The organism is Streptomyces calidiresistens, assembly GCF_014141525.1.
GTDB classification, from domain to species: Bacteria; Actinomycetota; Actinomycetes; order Streptomycetales; family Streptomycetaceae; genus Streptomyces; species Streptomyces calidiresistens.
In genome coordinates this window covers 1-498 of sequence record NZ_VKHS01001531.1, presented here as the reverse complement: position 1 = coordinate 498, position 498 = coordinate 1, and the positions used below count along the sequence as shown (strand labels likewise).

Sequence of the window (498 nt, the reverse complement as noted above, 5' to 3'; positions counted from 1 at the left end):
CCCCCACCCTCGCCTCCGACCTCCTCGGCCAGGAATGCATCGGCCGCACCCTCGGAGCCCTCACCTTCACCGCCAGGCCCGAGCGGGGCTGCCGCTGGACCGCCTACGGCCTCATCTCCGGCCCCTGGACCGTCATCCGCCCCGACGGCCGCCACGCCTACGCCTTCCCCCTCGCCACCTGAACCGAAGCCGGTCCGCCCCCGCAGCAACCGGGGGCGGACCACCCCACCGACCGTACCCACCACCCACCCGACTACCCGGGAGGACCCGATGCCCCGCGCACCCCGCCACATCTGCCGCATCTGCGAAGCCCGGGTCCTCATCACCATCACCCAGGCCGGCCGCCGCCTGGCGGTGAACGAGGCCGAGGACACCAGCGGCCTCGGCAACACCGCCGTGCACCGCGACCAGCACGGGGTGCTCCGCTCACGCCGCATCACGAAGGAGGAGCCGCTACGCCGGTGGGAGCGCCGCTACCGCCCCCACCCCGCCGACTGC

Annotated in this window: 2 protein-coding genes; both read left to right on the top strand. The window is 74.7% G+C overall.

What is annotated here, in order from left to right; all coding sequences use genetic code 11:
* On the top strand, nt 1-182 hold a 182-nt coding region (locus FOE67_RS28165; RefSeq protein ID WP_182667614.1), incomplete at its 5' end, for a VVA0879 family protein.
* An 88-nt stretch (nt 183-270) separates the two neighbouring features.
* Nucleotides 271-498: hypothetical protein (locus FOE67_RS28160; protein ID WP_182667613.1), on the top strand; the 228-nt coding region annotated here is incomplete at its 3' end.